General features: G+C 74.2%; 21 protein-coding genes. 7 read left to right on the top strand and 14 right to left on the bottom strand.

The window, feature by feature from the left end; genetic code table 11:
• Positions 1-672 precede the first annotated feature (672 nt).
• Together F7Q99_RS39535 and F7Q99_RS39530 are read right to left on the bottom strand one after the other, a co-directional pair.
• Positions 673-933, bottom strand: coding sequence for a hypothetical protein (locus F7Q99_RS39535; RefSeq protein WP_153472189.1), 261 nt, complete (start codon positions 931-933; stop codon positions 673-675).
• 65 nt (positions 934-998) lie between these two features.
• The gene (locus F7Q99_RS39530; protein ID WP_153472186.1) at positions 999-1,364 is read right to left on the bottom strand and encodes a hypothetical protein; all 366 of its coding nucleotides are present in this window, start codon (positions 1,362-1,364) and stop codon (positions 999-1,001) included.
• 235 nt (positions 1,365-1,599) lie between these two features.
• On the opposite strand from F7Q99_RS39530, the gene F7Q99_RS39525 reads away from it, so the two are divergent.
• Positions 1,600-2,085 carry a helix-turn-helix domain-containing protein gene (locus tag F7Q99_RS39525; protein WP_153472183.1) on the top strand — a complete coding sequence of 162 codons (486 nt, stop codon included), beginning with the start codon at positions 1,600-1,602 and terminating at the stop codon, positions 2,083-2,085.
• Between the two features lie 425 nt (positions 2,086-2,510).
• Here F7Q99_RS39525 and F7Q99_RS39520 read toward each other — a convergent pair whose 3' ends face one another.
• The 7 genes from F7Q99_RS39520 to F7Q99_RS39490 all read right to left on the bottom strand — a co-directional run bounded on the left by F7Q99_RS39520 (position 2,511) and on the right by F7Q99_RS39490 (position 10,516).
• On the bottom strand, positions 2,511-4,361 hold the full coding sequence (locus F7Q99_RS39520) for a relaxase/mobilization nuclease domain-containing protein (protein WP_153472180.1): 1,851 nt from the start codon (positions 4,359-4,361) through the stop codon (positions 2,511-2,513).
• The gene (locus tag F7Q99_RS43565) at positions 4,358-4,774 is read right to left on the bottom strand and encodes a MobC family plasmid mobilization relaxosome protein (RefSeq protein ID WP_153472176.1); all 417 of its coding nucleotides are present in this window, start codon (positions 4,772-4,774) and stop codon (positions 4,358-4,360) included. The genes F7Q99_RS39520 and F7Q99_RS43565 overlap by 4 nt, the downstream gene beginning before the upstream one ends.
• Positions 4,775-5,199: 425 nt before the next feature.
• Entirely contained in the window at positions 5,200-7,263 is a 2,064-nt protein-coding gene (locus F7Q99_RS39510) for a hypothetical protein (RefSeq protein ID WP_153472216.1), read from the bottom strand.
• A 313-nt stretch (positions 7,264-7,576) separates the two neighbouring features.
• On the bottom strand, positions 7,577-7,891 hold the full coding sequence (locus F7Q99_RS39505) for a DUF6303 family protein (protein ID WP_153472213.1): 315 nt from the start codon (positions 7,889-7,891) through the stop codon (positions 7,577-7,579).
• 29 nt (positions 7,892-7,920) lie between these two features.
• Positions 7,921-9,102: a helix-turn-helix domain-containing protein gene (locus F7Q99_RS43560; protein ID WP_153472211.1), complete on the bottom strand. Its 1,182-nt coding sequence runs from the start codon at positions 9,100-9,102 to the stop codon at positions 7,921-7,923.
• Positions 9,103-9,168: 66 nt separating this feature from the next.
• Entirely contained in the window at positions 9,169-9,735 is a 567-nt protein-coding gene (locus F7Q99_RS39495; protein ID WP_153472208.1) for a UTRA domain-containing protein, read from the bottom strand.
• Between the two features lie 31 nt (positions 9,736-9,766).
• Complete coding sequence (locus F7Q99_RS39490; RefSeq protein WP_153472205.1) at positions 9,767-10,516, bottom strand: GntR family transcriptional regulator; 750 nt, start codon at positions 10,514-10,516, stop codon at positions 9,767-9,769.
• Positions 10,517-10,900: 384 nt separating this feature from the next.
• Between F7Q99_RS39490 and F7Q99_RS39485 the strand changes: the two genes are divergently transcribed.
• From F7Q99_RS39485 to F7Q99_RS39465, 5 genes are all read left to right on the top strand, one after another.
• Entirely contained in the window at positions 10,901-11,131 is a 231-nt protein-coding gene (locus F7Q99_RS39485) for a hypothetical protein (protein ID WP_153472203.1), read from the top strand.
• Entirely contained in the window at positions 11,131-11,301 is a 171-nt protein-coding gene (locus F7Q99_RS39480) for a hypothetical protein (protein WP_153472200.1), read from the top strand. Before F7Q99_RS39485 ends, F7Q99_RS39480 begins: the two co-directional genes overlap by 1 nt.
• A 182-nt stretch (positions 11,302-11,483) precedes the next feature.
• Entirely contained in the window at positions 11,484-12,131 is a 648-nt protein-coding gene (locus F7Q99_RS39475; RefSeq protein ID WP_153472197.1) for a hypothetical protein, read from the top strand.
• Positions 12,132-12,151: 20 nt separating this feature from the next.
• Positions 12,152-12,559: a hypothetical protein gene (locus F7Q99_RS39470; protein WP_153472194.1), complete on the top strand. Its 408-nt coding sequence runs from the start codon at positions 12,152-12,154 to the stop codon at positions 12,557-12,559.
• Positions 12,559-13,296, top strand: a complete 738-nt coding sequence (locus F7Q99_RS39465) for a hypothetical protein (protein ID WP_153472191.1) — start codon at positions 12,559-12,561, stop codon at positions 13,294-13,296. The genes F7Q99_RS39470 and F7Q99_RS39465 overlap by 1 nt, the downstream gene beginning before the upstream one ends.
• Positions 13,297-13,901: 605 nt before the next feature.
• Here the strand turns inward: F7Q99_RS39465 and F7Q99_RS39460 are convergent.
• Both F7Q99_RS39460 and F7Q99_RS39455 read right to left on the bottom strand, forming a co-directional pair.
• A complete protein-coding gene (locus tag F7Q99_RS39460) occupies positions 13,902-14,162 on the bottom strand; it encodes a hypothetical protein (protein WP_153472189.1) in 261 nt (86 codons plus the stop codon).
• A 65-nt stretch (positions 14,163-14,227) separates the two neighbouring features.
• Positions 14,228-14,593 carry a hypothetical protein gene (locus F7Q99_RS39455; RefSeq protein WP_153472186.1) on the bottom strand — a complete coding sequence of 122 codons (366 nt, stop codon included), beginning with the start codon at positions 14,591-14,593 and terminating at the stop codon, positions 14,228-14,230.
• Between the two features lie 235 nt (positions 14,594-14,828).
• On the opposite strand from F7Q99_RS39455, the gene F7Q99_RS39450 reads away from it, so the two are divergent.
• Positions 14,829-15,314 carry a helix-turn-helix domain-containing protein gene (locus tag F7Q99_RS39450; protein WP_153472183.1) on the top strand — a complete coding sequence of 162 codons (486 nt, stop codon included), beginning with the start codon at positions 14,829-14,831 and terminating at the stop codon, positions 15,312-15,314.
• Between the two features lie 425 nt (positions 15,315-15,739).
• On the opposite strand, the gene F7Q99_RS39445 is transcribed toward F7Q99_RS39450, so the two are convergent.
• The 3 genes from F7Q99_RS39445 to F7Q99_RS40705 all read right to left on the bottom strand — a co-directional run.
• Positions 15,740-17,590 carry a relaxase/mobilization nuclease domain-containing protein gene (locus F7Q99_RS39445; RefSeq protein ID WP_153472180.1) on the bottom strand — a complete coding sequence of 617 codons (1,851 nt, stop codon included), beginning with the start codon at positions 17,588-17,590 and terminating at the stop codon, positions 15,740-15,742.
• Positions 17,587-18,003, bottom strand: coding sequence for a MobC family plasmid mobilization relaxosome protein (locus tag F7Q99_RS43555; RefSeq protein ID WP_153472176.1), 417 nt, complete (start codon positions 18,001-18,003; stop codon positions 17,587-17,589). Before F7Q99_RS43555 ends, F7Q99_RS39445 begins: the two co-directional genes overlap by 4 nt.
• A 425-nt stretch (positions 18,004-18,428) precedes the next feature.
• A partial coding sequence (locus tag F7Q99_RS40705; protein WP_230211357.1) for a hypothetical protein occupies positions 18,429-19,559 on the bottom strand: 1,131 nt, incomplete at its 5' end.

The raw sequence follows: 19,559 nt of genomic DNA, 5'->3' as shown, positions 1-19,559 counted from the left end.
GCTGCTGGCCGCCCTTCCCCAGGCCGACCCGGCAGCCGTCCCGGCGGTCTCCAGCGGCGCCGCCTGAGACCCCTCCCCCGACCCGCTGCCGGTCCCCACCACCCGGGCCGGTAGGCCGGGTAGGAACCGCAGGTCAGAGCCGCCTACCGGCCGCCCTACCACCTCCCTACCGACCGCCCTACCCGACCCGCCTACCCCTCCCCCAAGAGGGGCGGGGCACCACCGGAGCCCCCGTCAGCACTCGCTGGCGGGGGCTCGGTCGTACCCCGGTCCTGCCGACCGCAGGCGCACGGGTGCGGGTCACGGACATGCCTCCGGCGGACCACCCGCCCCGAGGGAGGGGGCCCCGGTGATCTTGGGTGTGACCGGTGGGTGGGTGGTGCGGGCCGGTACGCGGGTCTCCCCCGGTGGACGCCTCCGAACCCTGCCACCCCCGACCACCACCACCCGGCCAAGCCCGGCCGAGACTTTCACCCGTTCCGCAAGCTCCACGGCTGAAACTCCCGTCCGGGTCGCCCGCCCGAGGGGCGGACGAGCCGGGAGGCGGCGGCCGGGCGCGGCCACCACCGCGAGCCGCCCACCGGGGGAGACCCGCGAGCCCGACCCTTTGGGGCAAGGACGATGGCGGGCCGAGCACGCGAAGGCCGGCCCCCGGCCCGGGTGTCCGCCTGGTCAGAACAAGGTTGGCTCCGGCTCGGCCTGGGCGGTGACCGCAGCCGTCCGGCCGCGCCTGGGCTTCGGGCGCCGCTCGCCGTACGCCAGCGCCACCTTCACCTCGTCCTCGATCAGGCGGTCCTCGTACGCGGCCTGACGGCACGCCGCCTTGCAGTACTTCGGCCGGCGCCCGGTCGGCTTCGGCGGCCTGAACGGCTCACCACACCACGCGCACGGCGACAGCCGGTCCCGGTCCCCCTGCTGCTGATCCTCGGTCATGGCCCGACCCTACTCGTTTCGTCAGTGATGAAACGGTGAGCGGCCGGACCGCCGAACCGGTCCCGTCACCGAGGGGGCGGGGAAGCCGTGGGCGCCTCGGACGCGAAGGGGTTCGTCCATGTGGGCGCCGGCGCTGCTGGCGGCATCGGGGCGAACAGCGGTGGCAGGTCGTTGATGAACAGCCCGAGGCGCACCACGACGACGACCAGGACGAGTGCGACGGCGCGGCCGGGCCACGTGCCCAGCAGCCAGCGCACGACGGACATCGGTGTCGGCGGCGGGGGCGGCGGGGTGGTGTCCCTGATCCACTCGCCCATCGGCACCCGTCCGTGGTGGACCGTGCGGCGGTGGCCGTCGCGCTCGGCCGTCGCCTCCCCCTCGCTGGTGTGGTGGCTGATGGTCTGGCACACCCCGCACCCGTAGACGTACATCGCTGCCCCTCCCCTGGTGCCCTCCGGGCCGCCATCCTCCCCGGCCTGCCCACCCGGTACGTGACCCACTCCCCCGGTACGTCACCCAGATCACGTACCGATCTCCCGACGGTCGCCGTGCGCACCTCGGGACCTGGGGGTGCACACCGGGGTGCGCACCCGCCCTGACCTGCGCTGGGGAGTTTTCGGCGCGGGCCTCGGACGAGAGCGCCCGGCCTGGCGGGAAGATGCGGGCATGGAACGACCCCGGTTCAGCCTGAAGGACGCCGCCGCCGCGTGCGGGGTGAGCGTGTCCACGATCCGCCGCTACCGCGAGGGCGGACGCTTCCCCGGCGCCGAGAAGGTGGACTCCGGCTGGCTGATCCCACTGGAGGACCTGCTGGCCGCCGGGCTGCGGGTGAACGCCCCGAGCGGCCCGGACGAGCAACCCGTGAGCGGGGTGAGCGACCTGAGCGAGGGTGAGCGCGCCCGCCTGCTCCGGGAGCTGGCCGACGCCCGGCACGCCCAGGCGCTCGCCGAGGCGGACGCCCGGCACCTGCGGGACACCGTGACTCGCCAGGATGCCCACCTGGGCGACCTGCGGCGGGCGATGCTCGCGCTCACCGCCGGACCCGCGAGCACCCCTGAGCCAGCCCAGGAACCTGCCCTGAGCGACGCTCACGAGCACCCGGTGAGCGTGCCCGAGCAACCTCGCTCGCGGTGGTGGGCGCGCGGCCGGTAGGGGCCCGCGCGGCACTCCTGCTGTGGCTCCTGCTGTGGCTCCTGCTGCAGCTCCCGATGTGACTCCTGATGTCTCGACCCACCCTCGGAGGCGTGGCGGCCATCTGTGCAGGTCAGGTGCCGTTCACCAAGGTTCGGAAATTCCGACATCCCTCTCCTGACCCTTCTTCCTTGCTGTTGGGGTGGCTGGTTGGTGCGGCGGGTCGGGTTCGGCGGGCCTGCGGCGCTGGTCGGTGGCGGCGTCCGGCGGGGGCCGGCCGCGCGCTGGGGGGGCGGTGCTTCCCGGCGCGAACGGCGGGCCGGGCCAACGCACGCACCGCGCGCCGGGGAGTGCCGACCTGGGCCTGGGTCGAGGGCGCGGCAAGCGGCCCTCGTACCACTGGAACCCGGCCACCGTGCGGTGCGCGGGGTGCGCACCGATGCGCACTACCGGCTCGGCCCGCTCCCCCGGCCACGGTCGCGCGGGTCGTAGCCGCGCGGCGGCGGGGTCGACTGCTGGGCGGCGGCGGAGGGGCCGGCCCTTTTCGAGGGCGGCGGCCTGGTGCTCGTCGTGCTCCGGGACTGGGCGGCGCGGGCGCGCTGACGCTGGGCCAGCTCGGCGCGCACCCGTTCCTCGGCGGCGGTGACCGCAGGCGGCAGCGTCTTGCGCAGCGCGGTCTCGGCGTCGACTGCGGCGACCGCCTGGCGGGCCTGGCCGACCGCGACCCGGGCGGCCTGCACCGTGCCGCCGGACTCGGCGCGCGTGACCTGGGCCTGGCCGATGTCGCCCTGGCGGGCGGCGCGCTCGAGTTCGGGCAGCTCCTGGACCAGGTGCTGCAGTTCGCGCACGGGATCCGCCACCCCGGGCGCTGCGGCCTGCGCCCGGGAGAGCGCCTGGGCCTGCTTGGCGAGCAGCTCGGTGGCGGCCAGCTCGGCGCGCTGGGCGAACTCCCGCGCTGCCTTGGCCATACCGGCTTGCTCGGCCTTGGTGGTGCCCAGTGCGGCGAGCACCAGGCGGCTTCGGCCGGCCTTCGTGGTCGCCTCGTCCGCGACCAGGCGCGCGGCGCGGGCGGCGCCGAGTTGCTGCTCGGCCTCGGCCTGGTGGCCGGCGGCCTCGCCCTGGTGGACGACGGCGGCCTCCAGCTGGGCGCGGTGCTCGGTGAGCGCGCGCTGCTGGGTGCCGGGCACGGTGCCGGACGCTATGCCGTCCAGGCGCATCGCGGCGGCGGTCGCCGCGTTCAGCGCGGCTTCGCACTCGGTCAGCGTGTGCTGCTCGACGGCGCGGCGGGAGGCGAGGGCGGCGGCGCCGAGCATGCCGTGGGGGCGCCGGTCCATGCGCTGGGCGGGGTCCGGCATCTCGGGTAGCGAGGGGCCGGCCTCCTCCGTGCCGTGCCGCGCGCGCAGGTCGGCGAGCAGCCGCGCGGCCGGGTCCGCGGTGGCCCCCGGCTCTTCCGCGGCTTCGCGAAGCCGCGGCCCGGTGCGAAGCCGCGGTGGCACCGGCGGCTGGTCCGGCGGCAGCGGGGGCTCGATCACTGCCTTGAGCCGGTTCCAGGACAGGTCCTTGGCGGCCTTCGAGGCGGTGATCCAGATCTGGGCGCCGTCGGCGTCCGTCCAGGTCGGCAGGCTGAACGAGTAGCCATTCATCCGGCCGTTGCTGGCCACGTTGGCGCGGAAGTCCACGCCCAGGTGGCGAAGCTCGGCCTCGAACGCCTCGCGGCCGGTCCCGGCGGCGGCCAGACGGGCGGTGCGGGCCAGGCGCCGGATGCGCAGCCGCTCCGGCTCCGGGGCCCCGCGCCGCTGGGATGCCGCGCGCTCCTGCCCGGAGACCTGGGGCGCCTTGCGGTCTGACCGCTCGTCGGCGTTCACCAGGGCGTGCCGGGCCTCCAGCGCCCGCACGATCGGCCGGGACTTGATCCAGTCGCCGTGGTCGTCCACGGTGCGGCCGTCCCACCCGACGCGCACCACGGTGAGGTGGATGTGGTCGTCGCCGTGCCGGACCGCGACCCACGGGCACCCGCCGAAGCCCATCTGGTTCACGTACTCGGTGGCGATCTCGGCGAACTCCGCGTCGGAGAGCACCCCGTCCTCGTCGGGCAGGCTCAGCGAGCAGCGCCAGATCGGTTGCTTGAGGTCACGCTGGGCGGCGTGCTGGTCCATCAGCGCCCCGACCTGGCGCCAGGTCCCGGGGACGTTGCCCGCGATGTACCGGGCGTTCTCATGTTCGTCCCGGCGGCCCGGCCCGAAGTCGTACGCCTGGGCGCGGCGGGCGCTCTTCCCCTTGGTGACCTTCCCGATCACGCGCCGTCGGCCCCGCCGTCGGGGCCGGCCTGATCGAGCGGCTTCATCCCGCGCACCACCAGAGCGGCGTTGCCGACCGCTTCGATCGCGGCTTCCAGCCGGTCAACGAGACCGACCGGCATCTCACCCTCACGGATGTTCGTCGCGTGGGCGATCTGGTTCAGGTTGTTGCCGATCGCGGCCAACTGCATGAACACCGCGTGGTTCACCTCGGGCAGCATCGGCACCTCGCCGGACAGGCCGGGCTGGCCGATCGCCTCATTCACCACGACCCGCACCCACGCCCCCAGCTCCTTGCGGCCGGTCGCCTCCCGGGCGGCCTGCCAGGCCGCCTCCTCCTCCGGCGACAGGTTCACCGAGTACCGGCGGTCACGCCGTCCGGCCGACGTCAGTCGGCCTCCCCGTGCTGGCACAGCCGGTCACCTCTCCTCGCTCGCGGGTGCCGCGACCGCGCCCCCCGGGCGCGGGCCGGCGGGCCCCTCGCCGCCAGCGGCGGCGGGGCCCCTCCTGCCCCGAAGCGTAGCGAGGAGGCGGGCGAGCAGGATCAAGCGCAGCGCCGATCCCTAGCTCGCTCCCCCGTAATCGGCTGAGCGGCTGCCTGCCCTCTGACCTGCGGGGGAGGCGCCTGACGGCCACTCGACTGAGCGCCCGTCACCCCAGCGACCGGGCCCCTCGGGCCCGGTCTCCGGCGCTTGCGCCGGAGGGATCGACCACCCGGCCGCACCCGCTGACGGCGCTCGGTCCCCCGGGGCCGGCGCCCGGTGTGCGCACCTCCGCCGGGCGGGTGCGCACCGGCGGAGGCACAGGTGCGCACCCGGTGCGCACCCGGGTGCTCGGGTCAGCAGCGGGCAGCGGCATCGGCGCTCTCCCGCTCCCTGATCCGGTCGAGGCCGGCGGCCAGCTCGTCGCGGCGTGCGGACTGCACGGCTCGGCGGGCCGCGAGGAACCGGTCCCGGGCATCGAGGAGCCGGGCGGCTTCCTGCTCCTGGTCGTGCTGGTCGACGGGGAGCTGAGGCTGGTCGGCCGTCACCTTCTGCGCGAGGGTGGCGCGGCGCTTCTCGGCGGCAGCCGCCCACTTCTCCGGGTTGCCGTCCCGCTGCTGGCGAAGGGCTTCATGCCGGGCCTGCTGGGCTTCGCGCTGGCCCTCGCGGCGCTGGAGCTGAACGGGGGTGATCCTGGCGTCCTGGCCGAGCGGCTGCTCGGGCCTCCAAAAGTCGGCCTTCGGCTGGAGCCCCCAGCTGATCAGCAGGCCGACGATGCCGGGCAAGCCGTAGGCGTCCCCGGCCATCCGCAGGTCGGCGCGGCGGCCCTTCACCCGGGCGATCTTGGCCTTGTAGGGCGTGCTCGCGATAGCCAGGTCGGGCAGTTCCTTGCGCCGCTCGGCGTCCTCCTCGGCTGGGATGTCCTCGTCCTTGCAGTCGTCCAGCGGGATGCCCGCCAGCTCCGCGAGGCGGGCCTTGAAGCCCTCGGTCCAGGTCAGGCACTGCCTGCCCTTGGTCGCCAACTCGTACTCCAGCCAGAGCTTGAGGGCCTCCTCGTTGCCGGTGGCGGCCAGGGCGGCGAGCTGGAAGGCGGTCAGGCCCTTGGCGCCACGGGCGAGCTTCATGTCCGCGCGGGTCATCTCGGCTGCGACGGGGCGGGCGGTGATCTTGCCGTCGACGACGTCCTTGTCCTGCACCTTGGCCAGGTACTTGACCAGGTTGAGCGGGACCTTGCCGTCGGCCTGGAGGATCACGGGGTCCACCCGGACGCCGTGCGCGCGGTCTGGGGTGGGGAGCTTGACGGTGCGGCAGCGGTCGGCCCACCGCTGGTAGAGCTGCTCTTGCAGCTCCTCGGCCTTCTCGCGGGTGGCGGGCTCCTCGGTCCACAGAAGGACGTGGAGGTGGCTGTGCCAGCCGTTCCCGCCGTAGGTGACCTCGATGGTGCGGGTGACCCCGGCGATGCCATGGCGGGCCTTCCAGCCCCGTTTCCAGACCACCAGCTCACCGTCGACCTCGTGCGGCTCGATGTCCTCGGGCAGGTCGGGGTGCCGGTGGCGGTTCTCCCACAGCACGGGTGCCTTCTGGCGGATGACGTTCCGTCCGACCCACCAGGAGCCCTGGCCCACCCCGCGCCAGCCCTCGGCGACCTTGTCGAACTGGTCGCCGAGCCGGACGTTCTTCCAGTGCGGGACGGTCAGGGTAGCCATGTAGATCCCGCGTCCGGACTCCAGCCAGGCGGTGGCGGTCTTCTCCAGCCAGGCGGAGCGCCGGGCGCGGATCGCGGCGGAGCAGGGCGGGCAGGCCCACACGGAACCGCACTTGACCAGGCCGGAGAAGGACGTGCGGGCGGCCTCGATGTCCTTGCGAACGTGGATGCCGACGGCCTCCCCGAGGGTGGTGACGTCGCAGAGCTTCACCGACGGCAGGCCGGTGAAGCCCTGGATCTCGTCCAGCTGGCGAAGCCGGGCGTCGCTGCGTTCGATCAGCTTCCCGCAGGCGCCGTCTGACGTCCCCTGAGCTGCGGCGGAAACGTAGCTCAATCCGTGCGAACCCGGGCCGCCGTCCGGGGCTGCTGACGGCCCGTCCGTGGCCGTGTGGGGGTGGCTGGGGGTGGTGGTGAAGGTCGCGGGGACGCTGGCCAGGGCGGCGCCGAGTGCGGCGGTGCGGACGGCGTCGGCGTCCGGGGTGGTGTCCAGGCCGGCGGCGGTCAGGGCGGCGGTGAGGTCGGCGGAGAGCTGGCGGGCCGCGCGGGTGATGGCCTGCTGCTCGGCGCGGCGGGTGGCGCGGTTGGCCTTCCCGGCGGTGCGGGCGGCACGGTGGCGCTGCTCCAGCCGCTCCAGCTCCGCGTCACGCTCGGCGGGGGTGCGCGGGGGGTTGGCCTGGCGCTCGACCGCAGATGCGGGAGCGGCCTGGGTGCGCACCGGGTGCGCACCTGGGTGTGCACTGGTGTGCACCGAAGTCTCGTGGGGTGTTGTGCGGAGGGGCACCCCACCCGTTACGCTGGTCAAGCGATGGGTTCCTCAGCTGTCTGCGCCTTGCCCGGCGACAGTGAATGGGACTCAGCCAGCGGAGTAAGGGCGCCAACCCGAACCCGCACCAGCCTGCGTACTGGGTAGATCATGCCGTACGGAGGCTCTACGTGAGGCACACGGCGCGAAAGCGGCCAGTGTGACCTAGAAGACCGTCAGGGCCCGTCTCCCGCTTGGGAGACGGGCCCTGCGGCATTTCTGCTGGTCAGTCCTCCAGCGGGCGGACGTGGGCGACGGCGGTGAGCTTCACCGGGGCGCGCGGGTCGTCCTCCCAAGGCTGGGTCTCGCACCAGTCCCACTCAGGGGCGCCGTCCGGGGTGGCGTGCCGATAGCCCATGCCGTCCAGCGCTGTGGCGCGCTGGTGGACGGTTGGCGGGTTGCTGGTGGACCAGGTGGCCTCGGGCCAGTCACTGACCAGGCCGGGCAGCACGACGAACAGGCGCCAGCCGGGGGCGTCGGGCTGGTTGCTGACGAGCTGAGCGCGGTAGGCGTCGGCGGTCTGGGTCTGCTGGTTGCTCATGGTGGTCATCCTTCCGAGGTGATGGGCGATCAGGCGGCGGCTTCGCTGATGACCTTGCGGACCCATGAGGGGCTGCAATCGGCGCGGCGGGCGATCTCGCGCTGGCTCAGGCCCTCGGCGGCTGCGGCGAGGATCACCTGCCGACGGCGGTGGGCGGTCATCTCGTCGTCCACCGGGTCGGCGCCCTCGGCGTCGTCCTCGTCCTGGTCAGAGGTGGTGTGCACCTCGGTGAGCGGGGTGTGCACCTCCTCCTCGACCGGCACCAGAGTGGGCTGCACCGGCCACTCGTAGGCAGCTGGCTGACTCTGCGTCGGCTGCTCGACCGGCGCGAGCTGCTCGACGGGCGCGGCTGGTGCCGGCACCCAGGCCGGGGCGCTGACCGCGATCTGCTGCTCGGCGACCGGGATGTTCACCGGTTCCGGCAGCACCTCGGCGGCGGCCGGAGCCTCGACCGACTGGTGCGGCGGCTCGACCTGGTGGGCGGTGTCGGCCGGGGTGCGGCCGTACAGGGCGTCCAGGGCGTTCAGTGCGGTGTCCGCCGTGCGGTCGGCGTAGGCGGCCGGGAGCGAGGCGCCCAGCCTCGGGTCGTCCTTGCCCAGGCTCCGGGCCAGGCGCCAGGCGGCGCGCTCGGAGCGGAGGCGGGTCCGCTCGTCCGGGTGGCGCTGGGCGCGGGCCTGGTGGAACTCGATCCGCCGCAGCGTCTCGCCGGTCCGGCGGTCGGCCTCGGCGTCAACCCCGGTGCGGTGCACCACGATCGAGCGGGCGAGGTACCCGGCCAGCTCGGCGGCGCAGGTCATGGCGAGCGGCGTCACGGCGTAGACCACGGCGTGCCGGGCGTCGTCGGCGACGGAGATGCCGGTGGCCGACCCGGCGAGCGGGATCACCCACAGGCCCAGGCGCAGGGCCAGCGGGTACGGCCGGGAGATCAGGGTCAGACCGATCAGGGTCAGGCCCAGGACGGCCGTGGCGCCCTCCCCGGCGGCGACGACGCCCAGCGCCGTGCCGGAGGCGTTGAAGGCGGCCTTCATGTTGGCGTAGGTGCCGTAGGCGCCGACCACGCCAACGGCGGCCATGACGGCGAAGATCAACGCCAGGATGGCCACCGCCGCCTTGCTCAGGTGCTGGTGGGCGGGGGTGCGCACCTGGTGCGCACCCCCGCGACGCTGGCGGTGCTCGGGGGTGTGCAGGTCATACTCAGCAGTGTGGGACACGGGTACCTCCGTGGATCACGGGGCCGCTCCGGGTACAGCCGGGCGGCCCGCTTCTGTTTTCGGGGGCTACGCGGCGGTGTTGCTGCTCACCCGGTTGACCGCCGTGACCGTGACGTTCCTATCGGTCCGGACCAGGTCCATGACGTGCACCACGCGGCCGTTCTGGTCACGATCCACTCGCGTGATCAGGTCGACGGCGGCCGGGTCGGGCAGCTGCAGCGCGGTGCGCTGCTCGGCCGTCGCCAGCGCCGGACGGATGTTGTCGACCTGCTCGATCTGCAGCCCGAGGGACTCCAGCCGTGCCAGGTACCCGCCGGCCCCGGTGTTGAGGTCGCGCAGCACCGGCAGCGCCTCGGCGATGGCGGGCAGGAAGTACGACACGGAGTGCTGCAGCGGGGGCTGGCCTTCGGCGCCCTGCACGCGGTCGCGGACGAGCACCTGAGTGCCGGGGGCGACGCCGAGCAGCTGGGCGACGTGGTCCGGCGCGGGCCGGTCCTCGATCGTGACGGCGGCGGCGGCGGCCTGCCCGGTGGCGGCCACGTCGGCGTAGAACCCGCGCTGCTCAGCCTGGACGGCCAGGTGCTCGGCGGTCCGCAGCACGGTCTCGGCGGGGGCGTTCTGGTCGGTGGTCACTGGTTGCGCCTTTCGGGTGTTCCGGATGGGTTCAGCGGGTGTAGCTGAGGACGTTCCGAGCGGTGACGACCAGGTCGGTCACCTCAAGCGCTCGGCCGTCCTGGTCTCGGGTTGTGCGTGTCACCAGGCATACCGGCGCGGGGGCCGTCAGGCCGAGCACCTCGCACTGCCGCTTGCTGGCCAGGGCGGGCACGACGTCGTCCCGCTGCTCGATCGTGAGGCCGAGTTCCTCGAAGCGGGCCAACATGCCGCCGGGTCCGGTGACCTCCTCCCAGAGGATCGGCAGCGCCTCGGCGACGGCCGGGAGGTACCAACTGCACGCGGTCTGCAGCACGGTGACCGGCCCGTCGTCCTCGGCCTGGACGCCCTGCACACGGTCGCGGACCAGCAGCGGGGACCGCACCGGCACACCGAGGATCTCGGCGACGTGCTCGGGTGCGGGCCGGTACTCCCGGGCCGTGACGACGTGGGACTTGAGGCCGGCGTCGCGGACATCGGCGTAGAAGCCGCGCTCGGCCTGCGCCGTCGCCCGGTTCGCGTCGGTCCTCAGCACCTTGGTGACCCGGGCCAGGACCGTGGTGCCCCGGCCGGGCACGCCCTTGACCAGGCCCTCACGGGCAAGCGTGTCGAGGGCTCGGCGCACCGTCCCCTCGCTGCAACCGAGTTGGGCCGCCAGGTCCGCGTGTTTCGGCAGGACAGTGCCCGGCGGGTAGTGGTCGGTCTCGATCAGGGATCTCAGGTCGCTGAGCGCCTGCTCCCACTTGGTCGGCGGCTTGGTCACGGCCGAGCCCCTCCTGTCTGGTCAGTCCCCTGGTCTCAGCGGGTGCCCCACAGCATACGCATACCGTCAGCAGAATGCGATACCGACAGCGGGGCTTGACTCCGATATCGGAATGCGGGAGTCTCTTACTCGTCGCCACCACCGACCGGGTCCAAACGGCTCCGGAAGGTGACCGGCCTGCGGCATGCAAAAGCCCCGCCCGCATCACCTCTCACAGATCCCCGGGCGGGGCCCTGACCAGCAGTCACCCCGTGAAAGGGAGCCAGTCATGGCCCACGGTACTGCCCGCCCGCCCGTCCCCCCGATCACCCCCAAGGACAGCCGCACCACCGCCAGCGCCGACCGCCTGGTGCTCGTGCTGGCCGGCAAGTCGGGCGGTGCGAAGTGAAGGAGATCATCGAGCTTCCGATCTTGGGCGTCGCCCGCCGTCACACCGAGGTGGCCTACCGAGTCCCCGCGCCCGTCACCACCGACACCGTGCGGGACCTGGTCCGGCAGAAGTGGTGCCGCCGGGTCCAGGTCTCCGACAGCCGGGGCGGCAACGCCGAGTTCCGCGCCCTGTGCGAGATCGACGGCACCCCGTTCGTGGTGACCGGCGAGATCGGGGGCCAGTGATGTTCGGCCTCGGCAAGAAGGACGAGCGGTCCGGCCAGCAACGCCGGGCCGAAGCCAACCGCCGAGCCGACCGCGCCGGGCGGGCCGCGATGGACCGCTACCCGTCCAGCCGCTCGACCACGGCCTGGCACCCAAGCACGACCCCCCGCGCCTGGTGGCGCTCCTCCTGACCGCCCGTCGGTGCGCACCCCGCACACCCGCCCGCACACCTCGGGTGTGCGGGGTGCGCACCCCCTCCGACCTGGAGTCTCCGAGTGATCGGCACCCTGATCCTGTTGCTCGCCGTCGCGGTCGACGCGGCGGTCGCCTACCTGGCCATCCGCGAACTCGTCCGCCGGGGCGGGTGGGGCCAGTGACCACCCCCACGCCCCCGCCCCCGAACTACGCACCGACCGCCGGCCTCTCCACCACCTGGTGGTCGCAGACCACCGCCGCCGTCTGGACGCCGGAGAACCTGGCCGCCGCCGACCGGGCCCAGCAGCGCACCGTCGAGGCCATCGACCGCGTGGGCCTGTACATCACCGAGACCCCCGAGGAACGGCGCAGCCGCCAGCGTCAGGAGGACGACGCGCGACGCGAGGCTGAGGGGGAGACCCCTCGTGAGCGTGCCCAGCGTCACCGTGCCGAGGACCGCAAGCGGCAGCACCTGGCGCAGCGACTGGCCACCCTGCCGTGGCGTCACGAACACACCGAGCGCGCCCGCCGGTTCCGGCGCTGGTGCACCCTCACCGCGCTGAGCGCCAGCGCCGGGTTCGCCGTCGGCCTGGTGCAGTGGGCCGCCTCCCTGCCCCTGGCGGTCGGCATCGGCACGTGGGCCGGCGCCTACGTCCTGGACTTGAAGGTGCGCGGCTGGGGGCGCACCCCGGTCTCGCAGGTGCGCGGCCCTGGCCGGGTGGTCGTGCTCGTCCTGGCGCGCGTCCCCGTCGCCTCGGCGCTGGCCGCCGTGTGCCACCTCTCTCCCCTGCTGGCCGCCACCGGCCACCTGCTCCACCACCACTGACACTCAAAGGAGTCGCTGACATGTTCGGAGCCATCGGGTCCGGCGGCATGATCCTGCTGATCGTCGTTGCCCTGGTCGTGCACAAGCGCGGCGGCGGCAAGCTGCAGCCGGTCAAGTCGCACCACGTCATCTACTGGGGCGCGGCGCTCGGGCTGCTGGCCGCCGGGGCGGGGCAGGCGCTGAGCCAGATCGGCACGGTGTCCACCACGATCAGCCAGTCCCTCAACGCGCAGTCCGGCACCGTCGGCCCGATCGGCGCCGGCGCGGTCGCCCTGATCCTGATCCTGATCGGGTTCGGCACCAAGCCGAGCATGGGCAAGGACCTGATCGTGGGCGTCGCACTGCCCGGCGCGCTCTCGACCGCCGGGGGCCTGCTGGCCATCCCCGTGACCATCCTGGCGTCCCTGCTGCACGGGTTCGGTGCCTGATGCGAGAGCTGTTCGAGGGCGTCAGCCTGGCCGCGTTCGCCCGGGGCAACCGCCGGATCATCGCGGCCGTGAAGGCACGCTCGACCGTCGCCGAGCCCGACCCGTGCAAGCACCCGGACCACAAGAAGCCCGCCCACGCTGAGCACTGCGCGAGCCACCCGGCACCCAAGGCCACCCCGGCCGACACGGAGCAGACGGAGCACCCGTTCGTGACCTGGGCGAAGCGGATCGGGGGAGCGGCCGGCGTTCTCGTGCTGCTGTGGCCGATGGTGGGGAAGTGGGTGCCAACCGTGGGCGCCGGGACCGTCACGCTGTGGGTGCTGGCCGCGCTGGTGATGGGTCAGGAGCAGGCAGCGGACGACTCCGCTGAGAAGGCCGGCCCGGCCGCGACCGCCGACTCCTCCCCCGAGGCCGACGACCAGGAGGACGACGAGATCCAGGACGCGCCCCCGGCCGCCACCCTCTACGCCCTGATCCGGCACGTCGCCGGACTGTCCGACCAGGGCACCGCAGCGCACCTCTCCCAGGTGATCGAGGAGGGCGAGAAGCGCTCCCTCCTGGGCGGCTGGGAAGTGGCCGACCTGAGCGACCATCTGGGCTCCCTCGGGGTGCCCGTGGTGGAGAAGAAGAAGCTGCACTTCTCGGGCCGTCAGCGGGTCCGCTCGGCGGTGCTGCTGGCCGCCCTTCCCCAGGCCGACCCGGCAGCCGTCCCGGCGGTCTCCAGCGGCGCCGCCTGAGACCCCTCCCCCGACCCGCTGCCGGTCCCCACCACCCGGGCCGGTAGGCCGGGTAGGAACCGCAGGTCAGAGCCGCCTACCGGCCGCCCTACCACCTCCCTACCGACCGCCCTACCCGACCCGCCTACCCCTCCCCCAAGAGGGGCGGGGCACCACCGGAGCCCCCGTCAGCACTCGCTGGCGGGGGCTCGGTCGTACCCCGGTCCTGCCGACCGCAGGCGCACGGGTGCGGGTCACGGACATGCCTCCGGCGGACCACCCGCCCCGAGGGAGGGGGCCCCGGTGATCTTGGGTGTGACCGGTGGGTGGGTGGTGCGGGCCGGTACGCGGGTCTCCCCCGGTGGACGCCTCCGAACCCTGCCACCCCCGACCACCACCACCCGGCCAAGCCCGGCCGAGACTTTCACCCGTTCCGCAAGCTCCACGGCTGAAACTCCCGTCCGGGTCGCCCGCCCGAGGGGCGGACGAGCCGGGAGGCGGCGGCCGGGCGCGGCCACCACCGCGAGCCGCCCACCGGGGGAGACCCGCGAGCCCGACCCTTTGGGGCAAGGACGATGGCGGGCCGAGCACGCGAAGGCCGGCCCCCGGCCCGGGTGTCCGCCTGGTCAGAACAAGGTTGGCTCCGGCTCGGCCTGGGCGGTGACCGCAGCCGTCCGGCCGCGCCTGGGCTTCGGGCGCCGCTCGCCGTACGCCAGCGCCACCTTCACCTCGTCCTCGATCAGGCGGTCCTCGTACGCGGCCTGACGGCACGCCGCCTTGCAGTACTTCGGCCGGCGCCCGGTCGGCTTCGGCGGCCTGAACGGCTCACCACACCACGCGCACGGCGACAGCCGGTCCCGGTCCCCCTGCTGCTGATCCTCGGTCATGGCCCGACCCTACTCGTTTCGTCAGTGATGAAACGGTGAGCGGCCGGACCGCCGAACCGGTCCCGTCACCGAGGGGGCGGGGAAGCCGTGGGCGCCTCGGACGCGAAGGGGTTCGTCCATGTGGGCGCCGGCGCTGCTGGCGGCATCGGGGCGAACAGCGGTGGCAGGTCGTTGATGAACAGCCCGAGGCGCACCACGACGACGACCAGGACGAGTGCGACGGCGCGGCCGGGCCACGTGCCCAGCAGCCAGCGCACGACGGACATCGGTGTCGGCGGCGGGGGCGGCGGGGTGGTGTCCCTGATCCACTCGCCCATCGGCACCCGTCCGTGGTGGACCGTGCGGCGGTGGCCGTCGCGCTCGGCCGTCGCCTCCCCCTCGCTGGTGTGGTGGCTGATGGTCTGGCACACCCCGCACCCGTAGACGTACATCGCTGCCCCTCCCCTGGTGCCCTCCGGGCCGCCATCCTCCCCGGCCTGCCCACCCGGTACGTGACCCACTCCCCCGGTACGTCACCCAGATCACGTACCGATCTCCCGACGGTCGCCGTGCGCACCTCGGGACCTGGGGGTGCACACCGGGGTGCGCACCCGCCCTGACCTGCGCTGGGGAGTTTTCGGCGCGGGCCTCGGACGAGAGCGCCCGGCCTGGCGGGAAGATGCGGGCATGGAACGACCCCGGTTCAGCCTGAAGGACGCCGCCGCCGCGTGCGGGGTGAGCGTGTCCACGATCCGCCGCTACCGCGAGGGCGGACGCTTCCCCGGCGCCGAGAAGGTGGACTCCGGCTGGCTGATCCCACTGGAGGACCTGCTGGCCGCCGGGCTGCGGGTGAACGCCCCGAGCGGCCCGGACGAGCAACCCGTGAGCGGGGTGAGCGACCTGAGCGAGGGTGAGCGCGCCCGCCTGCTCCGGGAGCTGGCCGACGCCCGGCACGCCCAGGCGCTCGCCGAGGCGGACGCCCGGCACCTGCGGGACACCGTGACTCGCCAGGATGCCCACCTGGGCGACCTGCGGCGGGCGATGCTCGCGCTCACCGCCGGACCCGCGAGCACCCCTGAGCCAGCCCAGGAACCTGCCCTGAGCGACGCTCACGAGCACCCGGTGAGCGTGCCCGAGCAACCTCGCTCGCGGTGGTGGGCGCGCGGCCGGTAGGGGCCCGCGCGGCACTCCTGCTGTGGCTCCTGCTGTGGCTCCTGCTGCAGCTCCCGATGTGACTCCTGATGTCTCGACCCACCCTCGGAGGCGTGGCGGCCATCTGTGCAGGTCAGGTGCCGTTCACCAAGGTTCGGAAATTCCGACATCCCTCTCCTGACCCTTCTTCCTTGCTGTTGGGGTGGCTGGTTGGTGCGGCGGGTCGGGTTCGGCGGGCCTGCGGCGCTGGTCGGTGGCGGCGTCCGGCGGGGGCCGGCCGCGCGCTGGGGGGGCGGTGCTTCCCGGCGCGAACGGCGGGCCGGGCCAACGCACGCACCGCGCGCCGGGGAGTGCCGACCTGGGCCTGGGTCGAGGGCGCGGCAAGCGGCCCTCGTACCACTGGAACCCGGCCACCGTGCGGTGCGCGGGGTGCGCACCGATGCGCACTACCGGCTCGGCCCGCTCCCCCGGCCACGGTCGCGCGGGTCGTAGCCGCGCGGCGGCGGGGTCGACTGCTGGGCGGCGGCGGAGGGGCCGGCCCTTTTCGAGGGCGGCGGCCTGGTGCTCGTCGTGCTCCGGGACTGGGCGGCGCGGGCGCGCTGACGCTGGGCCAGCTCGGCGCGCACCCGTTCCTCGGCGGCGGTGACCGCAGGCGGCAGCGTCTTGCGCAGCGCGGTCTCGGCGTCGACTGCGGCGACCGCCTGGCGGGCCTGGCCGACCGCGACCCGGGCGGCCTGCACCGTGCCGCCGGACTCGGCGCGCGTGACCTGGGCCTGGCCGATGTCGCCCTGGCGGGCGGCGCGCTCGAGTTCGGGCAGCTCCTGGACCAGGTGCTGCAGTTCGCGCACGGGATCCGCCACCCCGGGCGCTGCGGCCTGCGCCCGGGAGAGCGCCTGGGCCTGCTTGGCGAGCAGCTCGGTGGCGGCCAGCTCGGCGCGCTGGGCGAACTCCCGCGCTGCCTTGGCCATACCGGCTTGCTCGGCCTTGGTGGTGCCCAGTGCGGCGAGCACCAGGCGGCTTCGGCCGGCCTTCGTGGTCGCCTCGTCCGCGACCAGGCGCGCGGCGCGGGCGGCGCCGAGTTGCTGCTCGGCCTCGGCCTGGTGGCCGGCGGCCTCGCCCTGGTGGACGACGGCGGCCTCCAGCTGGGCGCGGTGCTCGGTGAGCGCGCGCTGCTGGGTGCCGGGCACGGTGCCGGACGCTATGCCGTCCAGGCGCATCGCGGCGGCGGTCGCCGCGTTCAGCGCGGCTTCGCACTCGGTCAGCGTGTGCTGCTCGACGGCGCGGCGGGAGGCGAGGGCGGCGGCGCCGAGCATGCCGTGGGGGCGCCGGTCCATGCGCTGGGCGGGGTCCGGCATCTCGGGTAGCGAGGGGCCGGCCTCCTCCGTGCCGTGCCGCGCGCGCAGGTCGGCGAGCAGCCGCGCGGCCGGGTCCGCGGTGGCCCCCGGCTCTTCCGCGGCTTCGCGAAGCCGCGGCCCGGTGCGAAGCCGCGGTGGCACCGGCGGCTGGTCCGGCGGCAGCGGGGGCTCGATCACTGCCTTGAGCCGGTTCCAGGACAGGTCCTTGGCGGCCTTCGAGGCGGTGATCCAGATCTGGGCGCCGTCGGCGTCCGTCCAGGTCGGCAGGCTGAACGAGTAGCCATTCATCCGGCCGTTGCTGGCCACGTTGGCGCGGAAGTCCACGCCCAGGTGGCGAAGCTCGGCCTCGAACGCCTCGCGGCCGGTCCCGGCGGCGGCCAGACGGGCGGTGCGGGCCAGGCGCCGGATGCGCAGCCGCTCCGGCTCCGGGGCCCCGCGCCGCTGGGATGCCGCGCGCTCCTGCCCGGAGACCTGGGGCGCCTTGCGGTCTGACCGCTCGTCGGCGTTCACCAGGGCGTGCCGGGCCTCCAGCGCCCGCACGATCGGCCGGGACTTGATCCAGTCGCCGTGGTCGTCCACGGTGCGGCCGTCCCACCCGACGCGCACCACGGTGAGGTGGATGTGGTCGTCGCCGTGCCGGACCGCGACCCACGGGCACCCGCCGAAGCCCATCTGGTTCACGTACTCGGTGGCGATCTCGGCGAACTCCGCGTCGGAGAGCACCCCGTCCTCGTCGGGCAGGCTCAGCGAGCAGCGCCAGATCGGTTGCTTGAGGTCACGCTGGGCGGCGTGCTGGTCCATCAGCGCCCCGACCTGGCGCCAGGTCCCGGGGACGTTGCCCGCGATGTACCGGGCGTTCTCATGTTCGTCCCGGCGGCCCGGCCCGAAGTCGTACGCCTGGGCGCGGCGGGCGCTCTTCCCCTTGGTGACCTTCCCGATCACGCGCCGTCGGCCCCGCCGTCGGGGCCGGCCTGATCGAGCGGCTTCATCCCGCGCACCACCAGAGCGGCGTTGCCGACCGCTTCGATCGCGGCTTCCAGCCGGTCAACGAGACCGACCGGCATCTCACCCTCACGGATGTTCGTCGCGTGGGCGATCTGGTTCAGGTTGTTGCCGATCGCGGCCAACTGCATGAACACCGCGTGGTTCACCTCGGGCAGCATCGGCACCTCGCCGGACAGGCCGGGCTGGCCGATCGCCTCATTCACCACGACCCGCACCCACGCCCCCAGCTCCTTGCGGCCGGTCGCCTCCCGGGCGGCCTGCCAGGCCGCCTCCTCCTCCGGCGACAGGTTCACCGAGTACCGGCGGTCACGCCGTCCGGCCGACGTCAGTCGGCCTCCCCGTGCTGGCACAGCCGGTCACCTCTCCTCGCTCGCGGGTGCCGCGACCGCGCCCCCCGGGCGCGGGCCGGCGGGCCCCTCGCCGCCAGCGGCGGCGGGGCCCCTCCTGCCCCGAAGCGTAGCGAGGAGGCGGGCGAGCAGGATCAAGCGCAGCGCCGATCCCTAGCTCGCTCCCCCGTAATCGGCTGAGCGGCTGCCTGCCCTCTGACCTGCGGGGGAGGCGCCTGACGGCCACTCGACTGAGCGCCCGTCACCCCAGCGACCGGGCCCCTCGGGCCCGGTCTCCGGCGCTTGCGCCGGAGGGATCGACCACCCGGCCGCACCCGCTGACGGCGCTCGGTCCCCCGGGGCCGGCGCCCGGTGTGCGCACCTCCGCCGGGCGGGTGCGCACCGGCGGAGGCACAGGTGCGCACCCGGTGCGCACCCGGGTGCTCGGGTCAGCAGCGGGCAGCGGCATCGGCGCTCTCCCGCTCCCTGATCCGGTCGAGGCCGGCGGCCAGCTCGTCGCGGCGTGCGGACTGCACGGCTCGGCGGGCCGCGAGGAACCGGTCCCGGGCATCGAGGAGCCGGGCGGCTTCCTGCTCCTGGTCGTGCTGGTCGACGGGGAGCTGAGGCTGGTCGGCCGTCACCTTCTGCGCGAGGGTGGCGCGGCGCTTCTCGGCGGCAGCCGCCCACTTCTCCGGGTTGCCGTCCCGCTGCTGGCGAAGGGCTTCATGCCGGGCCTGCTGGGCTTCGCGCTGGCCCTCGCGGCGCTGGAGCTGAACGGGGGTGATCCTGGCGTCCTGGCCGAGCGGCTGCTCGGGCCTCCAAAAGTCGGCCTTCGGCTGGAGCCCCCAGCTGATCAGCAGGCCGACGATGCCGGGCAAGCCGTAGGCGTCCCCGGCCATCCGCAGGTCGGCGCGGCGGCCCTTCACCCGGGCGATCTTGGCCTTGTAGGGCGTGCTCGCGATAGCCAGGTCGGGCAGTTCCTTGCGCCGCTCGGCGTCCTCCTCGGCTGGGATGTCCTCGTCCTTGCAGTCGTCCAGCGGGATGCCCGCCAGCTCCGCGAGGCGGGCCTTGAAGCCCTCGGTCCAGGTCAGGCACTGCCTGCCCTTGGTCGCCAACTCGTACTCCAGCCAGAGCTTGAGGGCCTCCTCGTTGCCGGTGGCGGCCAGGGCGGCGAGCTGGAAGGCGGTCAGGCCCTTGGCGCCACGGGCGAGCTTCATGTCCGCGCGGGTCATCTCGGCTGCGACGGGGCGGGCGGTGATCTTGCCGTCGACGACGTCCTTGTCCTGCACCTTGGCCAGGTACTTGACCAGGTTGAGCGGGACCTTGCCGTCGGCCTGGAGGATCACGGGGTCCACCCGGACGCCGTGCGCGCGGTCTGGGGTGGGGAGCTTGACGGTGCGGCAGCGGTCGGCCCACCGCTGGTAGAGCTGCTCTTGCAGCTCCTCGGCCTTCTCGCGGGTGGCGGGCTCCTCGGTCCACAGAAGGACGTGGAGGTGGCTGTGCCAGCCGTTCCCGCCGTAGGTGACCTCGATGGTGCGGGTGACCCCGGCGATGCCATGGCGGGCCTTCCAGCCCCGTTT

The organism is Streptomyces kaniharaensis, from assembly GCF_009569385.1.
Taxonomy (GTDB): Bacteria; Actinomycetota; Actinomycetes; order Streptomycetales; family Streptomycetaceae; genus Kitasatospora; species Kitasatospora kaniharaensis.
The sequence above is the reverse complement of the archived record's forward strand: the minus strand, read 5'-3'. Positions and strand labels throughout refer to the sequence as shown.

Excerpts from the sequence above, each read along its gene's own strand:
- F7Q99_RS39450 (WP_153472183.1), top strand. The coding sequence starts at position 14,829 with ATGGAACGACCCCGGTTCAGCCTGAAGGACGCCGCCGCCGCGTGCGGG.
- F7Q99_RS39505 (WP_153472213.1), bottom strand. The coding sequence starts at position 7,891 with ATGAGCAACCAGCAGACCCAGACCGCCGACGCCTACCGCGCTCAGCTC.
- F7Q99_RS39455 (WP_153472186.1), bottom strand. The coding sequence starts at position 14,593 with ATGTACGTCTACGGGTGCGGGGTGTGCCAGACCATCAGCCACCACACC.
- F7Q99_RS39460 (WP_153472189.1), bottom strand. The coding sequence starts at position 14,162 with ATGACCGAGGATCAGCAGCAGGGGGACCGGGACCGGCTGTCGCCGTGC.
- F7Q99_RS39470 (WP_153472194.1), top strand. The coding sequence starts at position 12,152 with ATGTTCGGAGCCATCGGGTCCGGCGGCATGATCCTGCTGATCGTCGTT.
- F7Q99_RS39525 (WP_153472183.1), top strand. The coding sequence starts at position 1,600 with ATGGAACGACCCCGGTTCAGCCTGAAGGACGCCGCCGCCGCGTGCGGG.
- F7Q99_RS39535 (WP_153472189.1), bottom strand. The coding sequence starts at position 933 with ATGACCGAGGATCAGCAGCAGGGGGACCGGGACCGGCTGTCGCCGTGC.
- F7Q99_RS39530 (WP_153472186.1), bottom strand. The coding sequence starts at position 1,364 with ATGTACGTCTACGGGTGCGGGGTGTGCCAGACCATCAGCCACCACACC.
- F7Q99_RS39480 (WP_153472200.1), top strand. The coding sequence starts at position 11,131 with ATGTTCGGCCTCGGCAAGAAGGACGAGCGGTCCGGCCAGCAACGCCGG.
- F7Q99_RS39465 (WP_153472191.1), top strand. The coding sequence starts at position 12,559 with ATGCGAGAGCTGTTCGAGGGCGTCAGCCTGGCCGCGTTCGCCCGGGGC.